The organism is Bacillus sp. BS3(2021) (assembly GCF_021043345.1).
In the GTDB taxonomy this organism is placed as follows: domain Bacteria; phylum Bacillota; class Bacilli; order Bacillales; family Bacillaceae; genus Bacillus; species Bacillus paralicheniformis.
The window spans coordinates 181,975-199,297 of sequence record NZ_JAJNDM010000005.1; the positions used below are offsets into that span (position 1 = coordinate 181,975).

At 42.2% G+C, this 17,323-nt stretch carries 15 protein-coding genes and 1 pseudogene; 8 read left to right on the forward strand and 8 right to left on the reverse strand.

The window, feature by feature from the left end; all coding sequences use genetic code 11:
* Nucleotides 1-5: 5 nt before the first annotated feature.
* From allE to allB, 3 genes are all read right to left on the reverse strand, one after another.
* Complete coding sequence (gene allE, locus LQ247_RS12965) at nt 6-794, reverse strand: (S)-ureidoglycine aminohydrolase (RefSeq protein ID WP_020450841.1); 789 nt, start codon at nt 792-794, stop codon at nt 6-8.
* Nucleotides 795-817: 23 nt separating this feature from the next.
* Nucleotides 818-2,047, reverse strand: a complete 1,230-nt coding sequence (gene allC / locus LQ247_RS12970) for an allantoate deiminase (protein WP_231006139.1) — start codon at nt 2,045-2,047, stop codon at nt 818-820.
* A 590-nt stretch (nt 2,048-2,637) separates the two neighbouring features.
* Entirely contained in the window at nt 2,638-4,002 is a 1,365-nt protein-coding gene (gene allB / locus LQ247_RS12975; RefSeq protein WP_231006140.1) for an allantoinase AllB, read from the reverse strand.
* 602 nt (nt 4,003-4,604) lie between these two features.
* Here allB and LQ247_RS12980 point away from each other — a divergent pair.
* Entirely contained in the window at nt 4,605-6,218 is a 1,614-nt protein-coding gene (locus LQ247_RS12980; protein WP_020450835.1) for a PucR family transcriptional regulator, read from the forward strand.
* Nucleotides 6,219-6,258: 40 nt separating this feature from the next.
* On the opposite strand, the gene LQ247_RS12985 is transcribed toward LQ247_RS12980, so the two are convergent.
* On the reverse strand, nt 6,259-7,500 hold the full coding sequence (locus LQ247_RS12985) for an MFS transporter (protein WP_020450834.1): 1,242 nt from the start codon (nt 7,498-7,500) through the stop codon (nt 6,259-6,261).
* Between the two features lie 424 nt (nt 7,501-7,924).
* On the opposite strand from LQ247_RS12985, the gene LQ247_RS12990 reads away from it, so the two are divergent.
* Nucleotides 7,925-9,700 carry a S8 family peptidase gene (locus LQ247_RS12990; RefSeq protein ID WP_231006141.1) on the forward strand — a complete coding sequence of 592 codons (1,776 nt, stop codon included), beginning with the start codon at nt 7,925-7,927 and terminating at the stop codon, nt 9,698-9,700.
* Nucleotides 9,701-9,831: 131 nt separating this feature from the next.
* Here the strand turns inward: LQ247_RS12990 and lepB are convergent, their stop codons facing one another.
* Entirely contained in the window at nt 9,832-10,350 is a 519-nt protein-coding gene (gene lepB / locus LQ247_RS12995) for a signal peptidase I (protein ID WP_020450832.1), read from the reverse strand.
* Nucleotides 10,351-10,362: 12 nt separating this feature from the next.
* Nucleotides 10,363-10,974: a TVP38/TMEM64 family protein gene (locus LQ247_RS13000; protein ID WP_020450831.1), complete on the reverse strand. Its 612-nt coding sequence runs from the start codon at nt 10,972-10,974 to the stop codon at nt 10,363-10,365.
* A gap of 207 nt (nt 10,975-11,181) precedes the next feature.
* Here LQ247_RS13000 and LQ247_RS13005 point away from each other — a divergent pair, with 207 nt between their 5' ends.
* Nucleotides 11,182-11,547 (forward strand): hypothetical protein, encoded by a 366-nt coding sequence (locus LQ247_RS13005; RefSeq protein ID WP_020450830.1) that lies wholly within the window; start codon nt 11,182-11,184, stop codon nt 11,545-11,547.
* Here LQ247_RS13005 and LQ247_RS13010 read toward each other — a convergent pair.
* A complete protein-coding gene (locus LQ247_RS13010) occupies nt 11,541-12,119 on the reverse strand; it encodes a competence protein ComK (RefSeq protein WP_026579946.1) in 579 nt (192 codons plus the stop codon). The two genes, LQ247_RS13005 and LQ247_RS13010, sit on opposite strands and share 7 nt — an antisense overlap.
* Before the next feature lie 272 nt (nt 12,120-12,391).
* Here LQ247_RS13010 and LQ247_RS13015 point away from each other — a divergent pair, with 272 nt between their 5' ends.
* Entirely contained in the window at nt 12,392-12,625 is a 234-nt protein-coding gene (locus LQ247_RS13015; RefSeq protein WP_020450828.1) for an IDEAL domain-containing protein, read from the forward strand.
* 68 nt (nt 12,626-12,693) lie between these two features.
* On the opposite strand, the gene LQ247_RS13020 is transcribed toward LQ247_RS13015, so the two are convergent.
* Nucleotides 12,694-13,551 (reverse strand): SDR family oxidoreductase, encoded by an 858-nt coding sequence (locus LQ247_RS13020; protein WP_020450827.1) that lies wholly within the window; start codon nt 13,549-13,551, stop codon nt 12,694-12,696.
* 120 nt (nt 13,552-13,671) lie between these two features.
* Between LQ247_RS13020 and LQ247_RS13025 the strand changes: the two genes are divergently transcribed.
* From LQ247_RS13025 to LQ247_RS13035, 4 genes and pseudogenes are all read left to right on the forward strand, one after another.
* Complete coding sequence (locus tag LQ247_RS13025; RefSeq protein WP_231006142.1) at nt 13,672-15,222, forward strand: FAD-dependent oxidoreductase; 1,551 nt, start codon at nt 13,672-13,674, stop codon at nt 15,220-15,222.
* A 106-nt stretch (nt 15,223-15,328) separates the two neighbouring features.
* Nucleotides 15,329-15,862: pseudogene (locus LQ247_RS22325) on the forward strand (protoglobin family protein); the annotation flags it as partial.
* 264 nt (nt 15,863-16,126) lie between these two features.
* Nucleotides 16,127-16,621: a methyl-accepting chemotaxis protein gene (locus LQ247_RS22330; protein ID WP_237562672.1), complete on the forward strand. Its 495-nt coding sequence runs from the start codon at nt 16,127-16,129 to the stop codon at nt 16,619-16,621.
* A 147-nt stretch (nt 16,622-16,768) separates the two neighbouring features.
* Complete coding sequence (locus LQ247_RS13035; protein ID WP_101560673.1) at nt 16,769-17,320, forward strand: biotin transporter BioY; 552 nt, start codon at nt 16,769-16,771, stop codon at nt 17,318-17,320.
* Nucleotides 17,321-17,323 lie beyond the last annotated feature (3 nt).

A 17,323-nucleotide genomic window follows, 5' to 3' on the forward strand; every position in this document is an offset into this window, starting at 1 on the left:
CCTCTTTATAGATTAATATCTCTATTCGCATCCTTTGAATAAATATACGAGAATGGTTCATCTAAACCAATTGCATAGGTTGCTTGCGGCGTATAAGCTCCCATAAAAATATAGTCACCTTTGTCAACTGGCATCCACTCGTTGTCTAAGTTGTAAACACCTCGTCCACTTAATATATAAGCACCATGTTCTTGAACGTGCGTTTCAATGTAACCATGCGAAGCACCCGGCTTAAATGAAAGAATATGAATGTTCATGTCATATGCAATTTCTTTTGGCAGTAAATCTTGAATTAATACTTCTTTCATCCCTTCATAGGGTTCTTGTTTGATGTTATTCACATTACCTGTAACAATTTCTGGCGTATGTCCTTTAAGCGGCTGATAACGCTTTTTGTATAAAAACAAACGGCTGTCCTCACCATTATTATGATTATCAAACGTCAATTGTAAGTGTGGAGGTACATATAAGAATCCGCCTTTTGCCAATTCGTATTTTTTACCATCCGCAAAAGCGTTGATTTTACCATATTCAACGTACACAAATGATTGGATACCATCACCGGCAAAACCGGTTTTGTTTCCGCCCTTGTTTTTAACTGTTACCAAATAATCTACAAACCTTGCACCTAAACGCGGGGATCCTAAAATGGTTACATCACAATCTTCAAAGCCAGGTACAACATTATTAACCAAGCCATCGGGTGTAATTACCGCATAATTATCCTTTTTTATTACTGAACGTGTTTCTAATAAACCTTCTCTGTATCCTTGATTATGATTTAAGTAACTCATGAGTATCTGGCTCCTTTTCATTATTATTCCTTATAAGCTAGTTCAAACAATACATCTTTCAATACTTCAATCCCCTTCACAAGGTCTTCTATCTTCGTTTCTTCATTGGTATTGTGGCTGATTCCGCCAATAGAAGGTACAAACAACATTGCTGTAGGGACAAAATCCGCAAAAATTTGTGCATCATGACCTGCACCAGATGGCATCAATTTATAGCTGTCCCCCACATTATCCTTAGCTGCTTGTTCAATTATTTGAATGATTTCTTTATCCATCAATGACGGTGCTTCATCCATCCATAAATTAATGTCATAAGCCATGCTGTTTTCTTCTGCCACCGCTTTAACTTTATCTTCAATTTCTCTCGCAAAATCATTTAATAGTTGTTGATCAATATGACGACAGTCTATCGAAAAGGTAATTTCTCCAGGGACGACATTTACCGTGTTTGGAACAGGAGTGACATGTCCAAACGTTAATACAAGAGGCTCCCCAATTTCTCTAGCTCGTTTCGTTAAGTCTGTTACAATCTCACTATATGCAACAACTGTATCTCTTCGTAATGACATCGGTGTTGTGCCAGCGTGGTTTGCTTCACCTTTCAAGTTAACTGAGTAACGTTTTTGACCGACAATCCCAGTTACAACACCAATCGCTTTATTTTCCGTCTCTAATACTTTCCCTTGTTCAATATGTACTTCAACAAATGCTTTAATATCGTCACGAACATCATCTGTTTTACGGTAATCAAAACCCGATTCGTGCATAGCATCTTCGAATTTAATTCCTTCAGCATCTTCTATTGTGTCAACATCCTCTTTTTTGGCTAGGTTAAAAAAGTTTTTACTTCCCCAAAATGTATATGGAAATCTGCTTCCTTCTTCTTCTGCGAGCGATAATACTTCTATTGTTCGTAATGGTTGACCATATTTTTCTTTTAAATATTTCACAGCAACCAGTGCAGATAAGATACCGAATTGTCCATCTAGATGACCGCCTTCAACAACTGTGTCGATATGTGATCCTGTTAAAATAGTTTCTTCAGAATATTTACTTCCAACAAGACGACCAGATAAGTTCCCAACATCATCAAAGCTTACTTCTAAACCTTCTTCCTTGAATGTTGCTTCCAGTTCGCGAACTGCATCAATCCATTCAGGAGAGTATAACAGCCGCGTAATTCCCCCTTTTTCTAAACCGCCAAATCTTGTGAATTTCTTATCCAACGTTTCAAAGGTTGATTGAATATCCATTCTTTTTCTCCCCCTTTCTTTTATTTACTTTCATCATAGAACCCTATTTACAACCATTCATTGACATAACCAACAATAATGGAAAAACATTTTATGCACTTTTAACAAAGACACCTTTTAATCAATTTACGGTATCTAAATAATCGGCTAATGCCAGATATAAAAAGAAACTGTTGGCTTTCGATTACATAAAAAAATACGCTTTATAACAAATCAAATTTGCATTGAATGTCTCCTAAAGAAAATCACAGATCGCTCGCTTCAAAAGAGCGAAACTTCTCTTTTGCCAATCAAATAAATAAGGTGCAAATAAAAAAACGACCCTATAAATCAATAAAAAACATTGATTTATAGGGTCATTTATCTATTTCATAAATGATATGCCAAGAGTCAGGATACATATTGATTAACAACTGCTGCTGTAATAGCAAAAGATTGTGATGAAGTCAACTTTGCCATGCTCACTTCAGCTATATTAGCTGCCATAAGAAATGCTGATGACACACTGAATTTGCGAGTGTAAGACAATCTCAGGTCGCCTTCACATCTTCCTATGCCTCAAATTCCTGACGGGCTAGCTATTCCGTCACTCAAGGAATAAATCTTCCTACTTTTTCATTTGAAATCCCTTTTTCTTTATCATAGATTTCGACACCGCGAAGGATTGTTTTCACTACCTGAGCACCAATTTTGCGGCCAATATACGGACTAATTTTGTGTCGATATGCTAGGTCCTCAGCTTTTAATTCATAAGGTGCATCTTTCTTAATAAATACAAAATCCGCATCTTTCCCTACTGCAATACTGCCTTTTGACATTAGATTAAAACGTTTCGCAGGGTTTGTAGCAATAATGTCTGCAAATTTGGATAATGACATATTACGTTTTTGCACCCCCTCATCAAATAATATGTCAACATTATTTTGTATACCTGCGATACCCCCCCAAGCTTCAAATGCATTATCCGTAGCTTTTAAGTCTGGGGTACATGGTGAATGGTCTGATGTTACGAATGAAATATCTCCGTTTAATACCCGATTCCACATGCCTTCTAAGCGTGATTGTTCACGAATTGGCGGAGAACATTTTGCAACTGGTCCGATATGATCCAGTTCTTCTTTATAGAAATATAAATAGTGTGTACATGTTTCGCATGTAATATCGACCCCTTCCTGTTGTGCTTTGACAATTTCATCTACGCCCTCTTCACAAGCTATATGAACGATGTGTACACGACATCCCGTTTCTTTCGCAAATAGAATTATTTTTCTAATCGGTTCTACTTCAGTAAATACGGGTCGAGAATCTACATAAGCACGTAAGGAGGTTTCACCATTTTTAGATGCTATTTCCCCTAACTTGTCCGTAATTGCAGCATTTTCAGCGTGTATAGATAATATTTTGCCTGTCTTCGCAATTTGTTTCATACCTTCGTAAAGGGAATAGTCATCCACATTCATGAAATCTCCTTCTATAGAACGGTCACCACATGTTGCTAAAAAACATTTATATGCAACAACACCATTGTTATCTAACTCTTGAATACCCCCATCCAAGTTAAATGGTACTAAACCGCCGTAACTCGCAACGTCTACAGATAATTTTCCTTTCCCAGCTTTAAATTTTACTTGAATAGATTCCTCATCTACCGTTGCTGGCACTTGATTTAATGGCATTTCGATGATCGTTGTGACACCGCCTTTTGCAGAGGCACGTGTTCCTGTGTCATAGCCTTCCCATTCATCACGATAGCCGCCGCCCGGCTCTGTGATATGAACATGTGCATCAACCATACCCGGAGATACAATCGATCCTTTTGCATCGATAATTTTTGCACTTGTACCCAAATCCTGACCGATTGCTGCGATTTTGCCATCTTTAATCCCTACTTCGACTTCTTGTTCACCATTTTCCAGAATGACTAATCCATTTTTGATAATTGAATCAAAATTCATTAAAATCATCCTCCTCTTTTAATGGTTGGATATATAATACTGCCTTTCGCAACCGCCAGCATGAATCCCCCAGATAGCCAAATACCAAAAAGTGTAAATCATTAGATTTAAGATAGCAGTTATTTAATGTTTCACCGATAGCAAAGTTAATGATCAAGAATAATAAATGGCAACCCCGCCCCACTATCAATGAAAACGGGACGCCATATTTTGAACCTGTGTATCCGTTCGCAACAAGTCATAAGGCTATCCGACAAGTGATATCGTTGCTTGAAATGGTGATGTAAAACATCACCAACAGCTATATAATCCGGAATATTATGCACTAGTCCCACCCCCAACGTTAAAAAAAGTAAATGAGGATGAAATTCTTTGTTCAAGTGATCTTCGGCATGATATCTTTGTTATAATCACACTTTTCAAAAAACGAAAAATCATGTTCAAGCATTAATGATTCTCCTTTAATATTTTTAACTAAAGGATTATACGTATAATTACCTTCAAAAACAGTGTACGATCAGATTGAAAAGTTATCCTTGTAACATCTGACATATTTCATTTTTATTTTATCTTTTTCTAACAAAGATAAGGAGGCAGCCTTTATGACAACATTAAAAGAAATATTATCTGTACTACAATTTTCAGATTTAACATTGCTGAATGAGCAGGGCGATTTGGAACGAGTGGTAGAAATGGTTGATATTACAGAAACGCCTGATATAAAAAATTTTACAACGCCGCACTCACTTATCGTCACAACAGGAATGAGCTATCAGGATGATCAATCCGGACTAATCAGTCTTATTAGTGAGTTAAATGATATACAAGTTGCTGGTCTAGGTATCAAGCTATCCCGATTTTTAAAAAAATTAGATGATGAGGTTATTGCATTTGCAAACAAATTAAAATTCCCAATTATTGAAATTCCGGAAAGTTGGAATTTAGGATCCATTACTCATCATATATCGTCATTTATCCTGGATGAAGAAACAGAAAAATTACACTTCGCATTAGATATCCAACAAGAGTTAAATGCTATGCTTATGCAAGGGTTAAGCCTGAACATGATGATTGAACGTTTAAGTAGACTTATAAAGGTTCCTGTCATGCTGCTAAATTCTTTTCATCAAGTTGAGTCAGCGAGTCATCACTTTCATCAACACTCAGAACATGTTCAAAAAAACCTCAATTATTTCCGAAGATATTTAAATTCAGAGCAAATCGAACCAAATCACAATGGTGTTTTCCAGGAAGAATATGCTATATTTAAGGTTCCTGCATTTAAATATTTTCCGTATTATCTAATGATTTCAAATGTTAATTTGCTCAACTATCCGTTTAGTTTATTAACAATAGAACAAGCAGTTAACACACTTAGTCTCGCAATTTACAAAAATAGCAAAATCAAAGAAGCAGAGCAGCAGGATACGAACCATTTTTTTACATCTCTGATGTCCGAACATCCTGATAACCTTGTTTCACTAACACAACACACCGACCTTTTAAAAAAATATCACATTCAACCCTCTAAATTCTACCAAGTGATGATTTGCGGGATAGACAAAGAAAAGAATGTAGAAAATAGCGCCTACTTAAATGAGCGATATCAGATGACTTTTGAGTGGTTAACGCATAAGTTTACTGGGATTGACCCTTCCATTAGTATATATATGTCTCAGGGTGAACGCAGATTTACGATACTTTTACAAAGAAGACATCATTATTATTTGGAATATTGCAGATATATCCAAAAAGAGTATCAGCTATTTTTTAATAGCTCCCTTTCATTTGGCATTGGTAATGAGGTCTCCGAGCTTTCACAATTACCACTGTCTTTTTTCGAAGCGAATGAGGCTTATGATAATAAATATGAACAAGGCGAAATAGAATTTGTAGAGCCCTATAAATCTAAAAGCGTAGAAGAATTATTACAACTCATTCCAACGAATAAATTAAAACCATTTATCATTTATACACTCGGTCCATTAGCTTATCCCCAAACAACGAAGGAAAAAGAACTAAGGTTTACGTTAAATGTCTATATGGCAAACCAATGTGATCTTACAAAGACCTCAGAGGATATTTTCATTCACCGTAATACTGTGAAATATCGTATTAAAAAATGCGAAGAAATATTAGGTCAATCTGTAGAATCTCCTGATACATCCCTGAGCATTCGATTGGCATTATTTGCTTCAGAGAAAATATCGTTGTAAATCAAAAGTAGAACCACCGGAAGTTTTCTTTTCTATTTATTTAGTTAGCTACTGTTTTATTCTGTCTTAACATAACCACAAGGAAAAATAGCAACGCTGCTGCTGCGAGAAGGATGGTTGCAATATAGAATGCTAATACTTGCGAGCCGGTTACATCACCAATATAACCAGTAAGTGTTGGTGCAATAACAGATGAGCTCATTCCAAAGAAGTTAAAGAGAGTTAATGCTCTGGCCACTCTATCTCCTGATACGGAATCAGATACATAGGTTATTAAAACTGGATCAATCGCAAGTTTACCTAATAAGCCATATAAAATTAATGCAATATACAGCACTGCAGGATTTGGTGCAAATACTGTCAAACTAATTGTGATTGCCGCAGCAATTAATAGAAATAAAATTAAACGCAGACGCAAATGTGCATGTTTGTCTATGTATTTAGTAAATATCAAAGCACCAGGCACTGCAGTGACTGCAACTAGTGCAGCTACATATCCTACTGAACCTTGAGCAAATCCTTTTTCTGCTACAAGGAAGGATGGCAGCCAAGTGACAATCATATAATAGCCATAGCATGTTGCAAAATACACAAAATATACAACTAATTGTCTTGGAGAAAATAAGCTTTCATTTAGAATCTCTGTGCTTTGTACGGCGTCTTTCTTCTCTTCAGCCACTTCCTTGTCTGATGTTTTATCTTGTTTAATAAACAACACAAACACAAATGTTACAGCTACGATAACGATAGCTGTTATAAAAAGCATATAATTCCATTGAATTTCAAAACCGCCTACTAAAACCGATGATCCGATTAGTCCAATTACCATTCCTAATGCTGATCCGCTATTTATTATCGCATTGGAAAAGCTTTTTTTATCTTTTGGCGTATGTTTGGCTGATAAGGAAAAGGCTGCACCGTAATATGAACCAGTCGAAATACCAGCCAATAACGAACCAATGTATACTTGCATGATAGTTGAACTTGTGCCAATTACAAATGCAGCCAGCGCAAAGACGATAAATGCAGGAATTAACACCTTTTTCTGTCCAAATTTATCGACAAGTGCTCCTGACGGAATTTGCATACCCGTATAGGCAAAGAAATAAATAGAAGCAACCAACCCCATTTGTGTATCACTAATATGTCCTAATGATTCTTGAATCTGTGGATATATTGGCGTAAGGATTGTTCGATAAATCCAAATAGCTACCCACCCTAAACACAATGCAATAATGATCTTTTTGTAATAATCGGGGTCATGTTTCTTTGTTTTTTCCACGGTATGACACGCTCCCTTTTTATTATTTAATTAAATTGTAGGTTATAAGCCAGTCAATAACATTGTTCACTTTCAACAAAAACAAAAGTAACATTATACATTTTAGACAAAAGGCATCTGCTTAAAAATATCGATGGAATGATTCATCAATAGAAGCTGATCTTATTTTTTCCAGCTCTCTCATTTCTATAAAAGCAATCAGGTAAAAAAGATGGCTCTTTTTTAAACAAACCTACAATTTATTAAAAAAAGCACTTCCCAAATAAACAAGAAGGCTCCCCAAACGTTGATATAGCAGCGTTCTTAACATTTCAAGAACGGAGTTGCACGACGAGCGCCCTTAAGATCGGCTTTCTTTCTCTTTGAAAATTCAAAAATTCTCCGATATATATAGCGAATGCCGCTAAATAAGGAGGAGAGCCGGATGAGAAAGTTATGGAAAATCGCGGTGTCCGCTGCAATGTTCGTCGGTTTTTCCGCAAATTCACCCCGCATTCAAGCGGAAAGCAATAAGCAGGAAAACGAAGTCATTGTCGTATATAAAAATGCCAGCGGAAAAGAAAACGTCATCGAACAAGCAGACACGGTAGAACACGTTTACCGGCACATTCCCGCAGCTGCTGTTACTGCGGACGACAAAACAGTGCGGGAACTTGAACAAGATCCCGACGTCCTGTATGTCGAAGACAACCTCCCGGTAGCTGCTGCCGACAGCACCGTTCTAAAAGCTGTCTCCAGCAGCACAGCGCAAACCGCCTCCGCGTTTTCACAGTGGAACATCAAGCCGATTCAAGCCGCACTGGCTTGGAATAAAGGTTTGACAGGGAAACAGGTGAAAATTGCGGTTATTGACAGCGGGATTTCCCCCCATGAAGAGCTGTCAATCGCAGGCGGTGCATCGATGGTCGGCTATACCGCTTCATACCGTGATGATAACGGCCACGGAACACATGTTGCCGGAATCATCGGAGCGAAGCATAACGGACGGGGGATCGACGGTCTCGCGCCCGGCGCGCAGCTGTATGCCGTAAAAGCGCTGGACCGGAATGGTTCGGGGGATCTGAAAGGCATCTTACAAGGCATCGATTGGTCGATCCAGCACGGAATCGATATCATCAATATGAGCCTCGTCGTTTCAGGCGACAGTCAAGTTCTCCACGATGCAGTAGATAGAGCATACAAACGGGGAATGATTTTAGTCGGTGCAAGCGGAAATGCCGGAAACGGAAAATCCGTTTATTACCCGGCCGCCTACAGCAGCGTCATTGCCGTCTCGGCCACCAATGAAAAAAATCAGATCGCCTCATTTTCCAACACCGGCAGCGCCGTCGAGTTTGCCGCTCCCGGCACATCGATTATCAGTACATCTTCCGACCGCGGCTATGCAATCGGAAGCGGCACTTCACAGGCAACGCCGCACGTAGCCGGAATGTTTGCTCTTTTGAAACAGCTGTACCCAACCGCTTCAAATGCTGAGCTGCGCAAGAAAATGCAGATTTATACAAGCGACTTGGGCGCTCCCGGCCGTGATCATTTGTTCGGCTATGGATTAATCCGCTTCAAAGAGATCACACAGCCGTTGGAGAAAGCGCAAAAAGCAGTCGGACAAGCGGAAAAGACAAAGAAAAAAGCGGACATTCAAACCGCGCAAAAGGCGATCGAACCGCTGCCTGCAAACGCCGATAAAACCGCTTTGAAAAAGAGGCTCGATGCTGTTAAAGAGCAGCTTAAAAAGACAGCCGAAAGCAAAGTAAAACTCGCAGAGAAGCAAAAAAAGAAAAACAATGCCGACGCAGCCCAAAAAGCGGTCAATGAACTCGACAGCGGGACTTTCAAAACGAATTTGCAAAAACGGATCAACGCGGTCCGCTCAAGCCTCTTGAACACCGCAAAGCAGGCCGTTGCCAAAGCTGAAAAAGCGGCCACAGACTCAAACTTCGGCAAAGCGCAAAAAGCGATTAATGAGCTGCCTGCCGGAAAAGACAAATCAAATCTGCAAAAAAAGCTGAACACCGCGAAAATGCAAGCCGCGTCAGCCTATAACAAAAAAGTGGCAGCGGCGAAAGCCAAAGTTAAAACGGCCGAACAAAAGAGAACGAAAAAAACAAAATCGGCAGCGCAATCAGCGGTCAGCAAGCTGAAAGCATCCGCCGAAAAAACGAAGCTGCAAAAACGAATCAATGCGATCAAACTGAAATAGCAAGAAAAAAAGCCCGGAATCCCGGGCTTTTCTTGCGAATACGTCTTTTTTGATGCTGTTCTGCTCGGACACGACAATTGCGACATCGTATTCCTTTCGGCCGGGCGCTTGCTTTCCGCCGCATTCTCCAATCACTTTTTATCAATTCTTTCCGTCACAATCCCGACGATGTCCCGGTCTGAAACAAAGCCGAAATGGCGGCTGTCAAAGCTGTGGATCCGGTTGTCCCCGAGGACGAAGTACTCATTTTCAGGCACCTTTTCCTCTCCGGTCACTTCCTTCAGCGTAAAATCCCCTGTCAAGTCCCCTCCGGCAGTGACGGCCTTTAAATCGTCCAGATAAGGCTCTTTGATCTTTTCTTCGTTGATATACAGCTGATCATCTTCATACCGGAGGGTTTCGCCCGGAAGCCCGATCACCCTTTTAATGAATATATCTTTGTCAGGTCCTTTAAACAGCACGATGTCAAATCGGCTGATTGTTTTAAAGTGGTGGGCGAACCTGTTGATCAAAAGTTCGTTGCCCTCCTGAAAGGTCGGATTCATGCTGACGCCTTCTACTTTATATTCAATGAAAACGGCATTTTTGACCTGAATTCCGACGACGATGACAAGCAGCACCCCGGCTATGACCAAAAAACGCTTTTTCAATTCTGTGTCCCCCTAGTCTTTCTCTCTCTGGCTGAATCTCACGTTCAGACGATGTTCAACCCGTTTTCCGGCGTACCATAAGATCAGCATGACGATGATCACGGCAGCTGTCCGCAAAGGCTGGGTAAAAAGCGCCTTCAGATCATGGCCGACAAAGCTCACCATAAAAATCATCACGAACTTGCCGCAAAGCACCGCCAGTGAAAAAGGCAGCAGGCTGACTCTCGAAAGTCCTGCCACAACATTTACCGCAGCCGAAGGCGTGAATGGAAAGCAAAGCAGGAGAAACAGCGGACCGAAGCCCCGTTTTTCCACCCAGATCATCAGTTTTTTTACGGATGGATGCCTGCGGATAAAACCGAGTGCTCTTTGCTGGCCGAAATGGCGGATAAAAAGAAAAACTGCTATAGAGCCTAAAGATGCCCCTATCCACGTCAACAAGAACCCCTGCCATAAACCGAACGAATTTACATTGGCGACAACAAACACGAGCAGGGGTAAAAACGGGAGCAGCGCTTCAATAAACGGCAGCAGAACGGCTACAAAAGGACCAAAAGCCCTGTAGCTCTGAAAAAACTCTGTTAAATTCTCTTCTGTAAAATAGCTGAATAATTGCTCCAACATTGATTCTCCTCAGGGCGGTTGTCTACTTCTATTCTACACTTTAAATCAAAAACTTTAAATCATCCGTCTCGGTGTTTTCTGTATTAGTCTGAAACAACTTGATCATTTTAGTCATTTTTTCCCGTTCTTGATTAAAAGGCCGTCTTTCGTGTAAAATAAAAACAGAACAAACGTTCCTTATCAACAAAAGAAATGAGGAGAAAAGCCATGACAAGAATTCCCGCTGAAGCCAGGGATATGATTGAAAAGGCGATTTACCTCCCGATGACCGTCAGCATATTAAACCGGGACATGAAAATCATCCAGCAGGGGCCATTCAAGCTGAAAGACCCCTATCAGCGTCTGATCGAACAGGCGTTAAAGCTTGCCCAGCGCGATCTGTACGACGTGAAAAATGAACTGCGCCGGCGGAAAATCAAGGTGCACGAAGTGTCACGGGACGAAGCCTTTACGATGTACTCCTTTATATATGAAGGATACGAAGAAGAGCATAACTATTTTAATCCCCGCATCCGCAATCAGGTATCCGCGCTTCTTGAGCACTATTTATTCAAAGCCGCTCCCGATCAATAGCGCTTTTTCAGCTCCCTGAGGATGAATTCGTATATCAGCTGATTCCGGTCTTCCTTCGGATAAAGCATAAATTCCTGTTTCTTCTGCATGGCGTTTCCTTCAATCCGGTCGATAAATTTTGTTCTCAGCCATGCCGTTCGGTAAACCTGGTTTTCAAAAGATGTGATGGATACGGGCAGCTCCAGCGTTTCCCCGTTGACAAACGTGACAAACGTGTTGTCATACTTTGCCGCGCAAAACTCGTGAACATGCGCATGGGAAAGCCACCCGCACTGAGGACGAGTTGAGGAAAATGTGGGAAAAAGAAAAATATTGTTTGAGTGATCCACCATGATCGGCGGTTTATGGGAAACTTTAATGACCTCATATGTGCCCGCTTTTCTCCCCGCATAGCTCGACCCGAAATAGCGGCAGCTTCTTTCGATGATCTGAAACGGCTTCATATTGACGCGGAAAGTCCTGTCGGTCTCGAGTATTTTTGAGGCGGGTTTCTCCCCCTCTCCCAGAGGCAGGACAGCCATTGTCGAACTGTTTACTTCATACGTATCTTTTGTCATATCCTCTGTGCTCATCATGATCCTCCTAATCGTTAGTAAATTTATACTATTAATCTAACATTATCCTTTACAAAACGACAGGATTTTTTCCAATTAATTTGAAAATATGTTTTTAAAATGCCATTTTTATGTTTTGTTCGATTAAATCCGTGTTTCTTTGTCCAAATATACAAACTTTTATTCTCATAAACACGCATCTTCGAATAATTATCTAAAAATTATAAATACTTATTGATTTTTTGTTGTGTAATCCATATACTATAAAAAAGGCATCAGGGGGAATCTTTATGAAAGAGAAAAAGTCGTACGCTGAGCTCATGAAGTCCCGCAATACCCAAAAGGTGAAAGAACTTGATGTAACCATCACGGATATCTACATTCAAATGGTCCTTGATGAATCGCTTTTTAAACGGCGTTTGCACACGCTGAACAAGAAGATTAATGAAGCATTAGACAAAGGAGATAAGCAATCTTTCCTTGAGCTTTCAAGAGAATATACAGCGCTGAAAAAGCACGCATAACGGCCAATCCCTCCCGGATTGGCTTTTTTACGCGGAAAAAGCCGGCTTATGAAATAGTCCCGGCCTTTTTATCCGTTAATAATCGTTCCGCCGTTGACATGGAGCACTTGGCCCGTCATGTAGGAAGAATCGTCGCTGGCTAGAAACAAATAGCTCGGCGCCACTTCAGCAGGCTGTCCGGGCCGTTCCATCGGCGTTGTTGAACCGAATATTTCGACCTCTCTCTCCGTAAACGTCGACGGGATCAGCGGCGTCCAAATCGGACCCGGCGCCACCCCGTTCACACGGATGCCCTGATCGACAAGCGACAAAGCGAGCGAACGCGTAAATGATGTAATCGCTCCTTTCGTCGAAGAATAATCGATCAGCCTTTCATTGCCGGCATAAGCCGTAATCGAAGTGGTATTGATGATTGAGCTGCCTTTTTTCAAATGCGGCAGCACAGCTTTTGTCAAATAAAACATTGAAAAAATATTCGTCTGAAACGTTCGGATCAACTGATGGCTTGTAATTTTTTCGATTCCCTTTTGCGGATGCTGTTCAGCCGCATTATTGACGAGTATATCGATCGTTGGGAATGCTTCCTTTGCCTGGCGCACAATATCGTTGCAAAAAGCCTCGTCTCCGATGTCTCCTGCGATCAGCTTGCATCCGACCCCTTCTTTTTCCACATACCCCTTTGTTTCTTCTGCATCGCGGTGTTCATTTAAGTAGACAATGACAATGTTCGCGCCTTCCTTCGCAAACAAAACGGATACGGCACGGCCGATTCCGCTGTCTCCTCCCGTAATAATCGCGGTTTTCCCGGCCAGTTTCCGCTCTCGTTTCGGCCGGTCGAAAACGGGCCGGGGATCCATCAAATACTCCAATCCCGGACGCTGCGTTTGGTGCTGGGGAGGCAGTACTTTCTTCGGCTGCTTGCTCAAAACGATTCCCTCCTTCACATCGATTCAACCTTACTATTTTATGAAAACGCCCCTTTTTTATGACAAGCCGTTTCACATGCATGAATATTTCTCAATTGGGAAAATTTAAGAACAAAACAGATGGATGATGGAGGGAACTTTGTGAGCAATCAAGAACAAAAACTGCCGGACTCGCCTGAATCGTATTGGAGAAACAGTACAGATCTTCCTAAGTTCGAAGAACTGTCTGAAGATGTCAAAACAGATGTCGCCGTCATCGGCGGCGGCATGACCGGACTGACGACTGCTTATTTACTGACGAAAAAAGGCTACAGCGTCATCTTGATCGAATCCGGGCGGATACTCGACGGAACAACCGGCTATACGACAGCCAAAATCACCGCACAGCATGATCTGATCTATGATGAGCTGATCGGGCACATCGGAATGCCGAATGCGAGACTGTATTATGAAGCAAACCTCAAGGCGCTGTCCTTTATCAAAAACCTCGTGCTTGAGCAAAAGATTCCGTGCGATTTTGAAGAACAGGACGCATGCATTTACACAACTGAAGAACAATCGGTACAAAAAATCAGAAAGGAATATGAGGCATACCAAAAGCTCGGGATTGACAGGGAATTCATCAAAGATCTCCCCGTTCCAATCGATATGAAAGCAGGACTTGTTATGAAAAGCCAGGCCCAGTTTCATCCGCTCCACTATTTGAAACACCTTGCAGAGGCCGTCCTGGAAGCCGGCGGAAAAATTTACGAAAACACGGCGGCTAAAGAAATCAAAGAAGGCGACCGGCCAAAAGTGCTGACAAGAAACGGGCATCAAATCTTCAGCGATTATGTCGCGTGCTGCACGCACTTTCCGTTTCATGATAAAAAAGGCTTCTATTTTGCAAGGCTTGAGCCGAGCCGGTCATACGTGCTCGCCGTCAAGCCGAAAACGCCGTATCCAGGCGGCATGTATTTAAGTATAGATCAGCCTTCACGCTCGCTCCGTTCGGTGACGATTGACGGAGAAGAAATGGTTCTTGTCGGCGGTGAAAGCCACAAAACCGGCCAGGGAGAGGATACAATCAGGCATTATCAGGCGCTTGAATCATTTGCAGAAGGCGTGTTCGGCATTGAATCGATCCCTTACCGCTGGTCAGCGCAAGATTTAATCACGCTTGACAAAATTCCGTATATCGGGCCGATCTATCCGAAAGAAAAGCGCATTCTCGTCGCCACCGGCTTTCGGAAATGGGGCATGACAACAAGCACCCTCGCCGCGCAGTTGATGACAGACCATATCGCAGGCGAAGACAATCCTTATCAAGCCGTCTTTCAACCGGCCCGTTTCCACCCGGATCCAAGCATCAAAAAAGTCATTTCCTATAACGCGGATGTTGCAAAACACTTTGCCGAAGGAAAACTCGAACAGCCGATCAGGAAGCCGGAAGACCTTGTCAACGGAGAAGGTGCGGTCGTATCACATGCCGGGAAACGTGCGGGTGCTTATCGCGATGAAAAAGGCGAGCTTCATCTGGTTGACACAACATGCACCCATATGGGCTGCGAAGTCGAGTGGAACGACGGAGAAAAGACGTGGGACTGTCCGTGCCACGGCTCAAGGTTTTCGGTCGACGGCGATGTCATCGAGGGTCCTGCCGTAGAACCTTTGAAAGATCCGGAAAGCTGAGGTGTACAAGTTAAAAAGTAATGAAAAATTGCCGATAAAAAGATAAATGCTGGAAATTTCATAAAAACGGCAGTTTTATCATTAACGATTACAGGGGGATACGATCGTGTTATTCAAAAAGGATAGAAAGACAGAACGATCATTCTTTGCTGAAGAAGGTCCTGACCAAACAAAAAGAATCAGGCTCAATCAGCACGCAGAATTTAAAAAACAGCTGGCAATGGTCGATTTGACGGATGAGGATCTTTGGGTGCTGAGCAGGCTGAAGCCTTTAGTCACTGAACATATCGAAACCATCGTCACCCGGTTTTACCAAAACCTTGAGCATGAAAACTCTTTGATGGAGATCATCCATGACCACAGCTCAGTTGACCGTCTCAAAAAGACATTGACGATCCACATCCAGGAAATGTTTTCAGGTGTCATCGACGAAGCCTTTTTAGAAAAAAGGATCCGGATCGCCCACGTTCATCTTCGGATTGGGCTCTTGCCAAAGTGGTATCTGGGGGCATTTCAAGATCTCCTTCTTTCCATGCTGTCAATCTTTGAAAACGCATTATCCGATGAGGAATACAGGCGGTCAGTCAAAGCCGTCACCAAAATTCTCAACATCGAACAGCAGATCGTCCTCGAGGCCTTTGAAGACGAGCATGCAAGGCTCCGCAGACTTGATGAAGAGAGCAAAAATGACCTTCACCGGCAAATCAAAGATACTTCCGGTTCTTTGGCCGCTTTATTTGCCGAAACAACGGGCGCTGTACAGGAATTGGTCGACAAATCGTCCGAAATCGCCGAAACGTCAAGAGCCGGAACGAAGACAGCTGTTTCTGTCGAACAAAAATCGATCGGCGGAAAAAAGGAGCTTGAGGAGCAGGAACACCAGCTGAATCAAATGGGAAGCAGCATGACGCAAATCGAGCAGGAAATTAAAAAGCTGGAAGAAATCGCGCTGCAGATCGAAAAGATTTTCGGAATCGTAACAGGCATTGCCGAGCAGACGAATTTACTTTCGCTCAACGCCTCGATCGAATCTGCAAGAGCGGGGGAGCACGGCAAAGGGTTCGCAGTCGTCGCAAACGAAGTCAGAAAGCTGTCCGATGATACGAAAAAAACCGTCTCCACCGTATCTGAGCTCGTCAATAACACAAACGCGCAAATCTCGATCGTCACGAAGCATATTACAGATGTAAACCAGCTCGTGAACGAAAGCAAAGACAAGATGTCGGAGATCAATCATCTATTCGATGATATCGTCTCCAATATGAAAACGAGCAAAGAGCAAAGCGGCCGAATCGAAGGCGATCTGCAGGCATTTTTAAGCGGCCTTCAAGATGTGAATGCCGCCGTGTCACAAGTCGCGGTTTCAGTCGATTCTCTCGTAGAGCTGACAAAAAAATAAATCATTCCTGTACACAGGTCAACTCATGGCCTGTGTTTTTTCTTTCGATCTCCTTTTTGTAAACCTAAATAAAAACAAAGTTGACATTATAGAGCTTCAAGTGATACTTTGATTCTATTACGTTATTTGAAAGGAATCGAGTCTACTATGCAAGTCAAAGATATGACATTTATCTCGCTTAGCACAGCCATCATGGCAGTGCTCGGCTTTTTCCCGCCGATCTCCCTGCCGTTCACGCCCGTACCGATTACGTTTCAAACGCTTGGCGTCATGCTCGCCGGCGGAGTCAACAAACCGCGGAACGCGGCACTCAGTCTTACCGTCTTTTTGCTGCTAGTCGCAAGCGGGCTGCCTCTCCTATCAGGAGGAAGGGGCGGAATCGGCGTCTTCATGGGACCAAGCGCCGGCTACTTGCTCGCCTACCCTGTCGCAGCTTTTTGCATCTCATGGGCCGTCGGCAAACTTAAAGTTTTACATGTTCGAAACCTCTTTTTCATTCATCTCTTATTCGGCGTATTGCTGTTATACACGGCAGGCGTCCCTGTCCAGGCGTTTCTGATGCAAATTCCTCTCACCGAAGCGATGAAGCTCTGCCTGGTGTATGTACCCGGAGACCTGCTAAAATCCGCCGCAGCCGCCTTTCTCGTGCTAAGATTGAGAAAAGCGCTCAAAAACGACGTAAGCAGGAATGCAGCTTAGGAG

Coding starts and splice junctions, on each gene's coding strand:
- LQ247_RS13000 (WP_020450831.1), bottom strand. CDS start 10,974: ATGTTGGAGCAATTATTCAGCTATTTTACAGAAGAGAATTTAACAGAG.
- LQ247_RS13035 (WP_101560673.1), top strand. CDS start 16,769: ATGCAAGTCAAAGATATGACATTTATCTCGCTTAGCACAGCCATCATG.
- LQ247_RS12990 (WP_231006141.1), top strand. CDS start 7,925: ATGAGAAAGTTATGGAAAATCGCGGTGTCCGCTGCAATGTTCGTCGGT.
- LQ247_RS13025 (WP_231006142.1), top strand. CDS start 13,672: ATGGATGATGGAGGGAACTTTGTGAGCAATCAAGAACAAAAACTGCCG.
- LQ247_RS13015 (WP_020450828.1), top strand. CDS start 12,392: ATGAAAGAGAAAAAGTCGTACGCTGAGCTCATGAAGTCCCGCAATACC.
- LQ247_RS13010 (WP_026579946.1), bottom strand. CDS start 12,119: ATGAGCACAGAGGATATGACAAAAGATACGTATGAAGTAAACAGTTCG.
- LQ247_RS13005 (WP_020450830.1), top strand. CDS start 11,182: ATGACAAGAATTCCCGCTGAAGCCAGGGATATGATTGAAAAGGCGATT.
- allE (WP_020450841.1), bottom strand. CDS start 794: ATGAGTTACTTAAATCATAATCAAGGATACAGAGAAGGTTTATTAGAA.
- LQ247_RS22330 (WP_237562672.1), top strand. CDS start 16,127: ATGACGCAAATCGAGCAGGAAATTAAAAAGCTGGAAGAAATCGCGCTG.
- allB (WP_231006140.1), bottom strand. CDS start 4,002: ATGAATTTTGATTCAATTATCAAAAATGGATTAGTCATTCTGGAAAAT.
- allC (WP_231006139.1), bottom strand. CDS start 2,047: ATGGATATTCAATCAACCTTTGAAACGTTGGATAAGAAATTCACAAGA.
- LQ247_RS12980 (WP_020450835.1), top strand. CDS start 4,605: ATGACAACATTAAAAGAAATATTATCTGTACTACAATTTTCAGATTTA.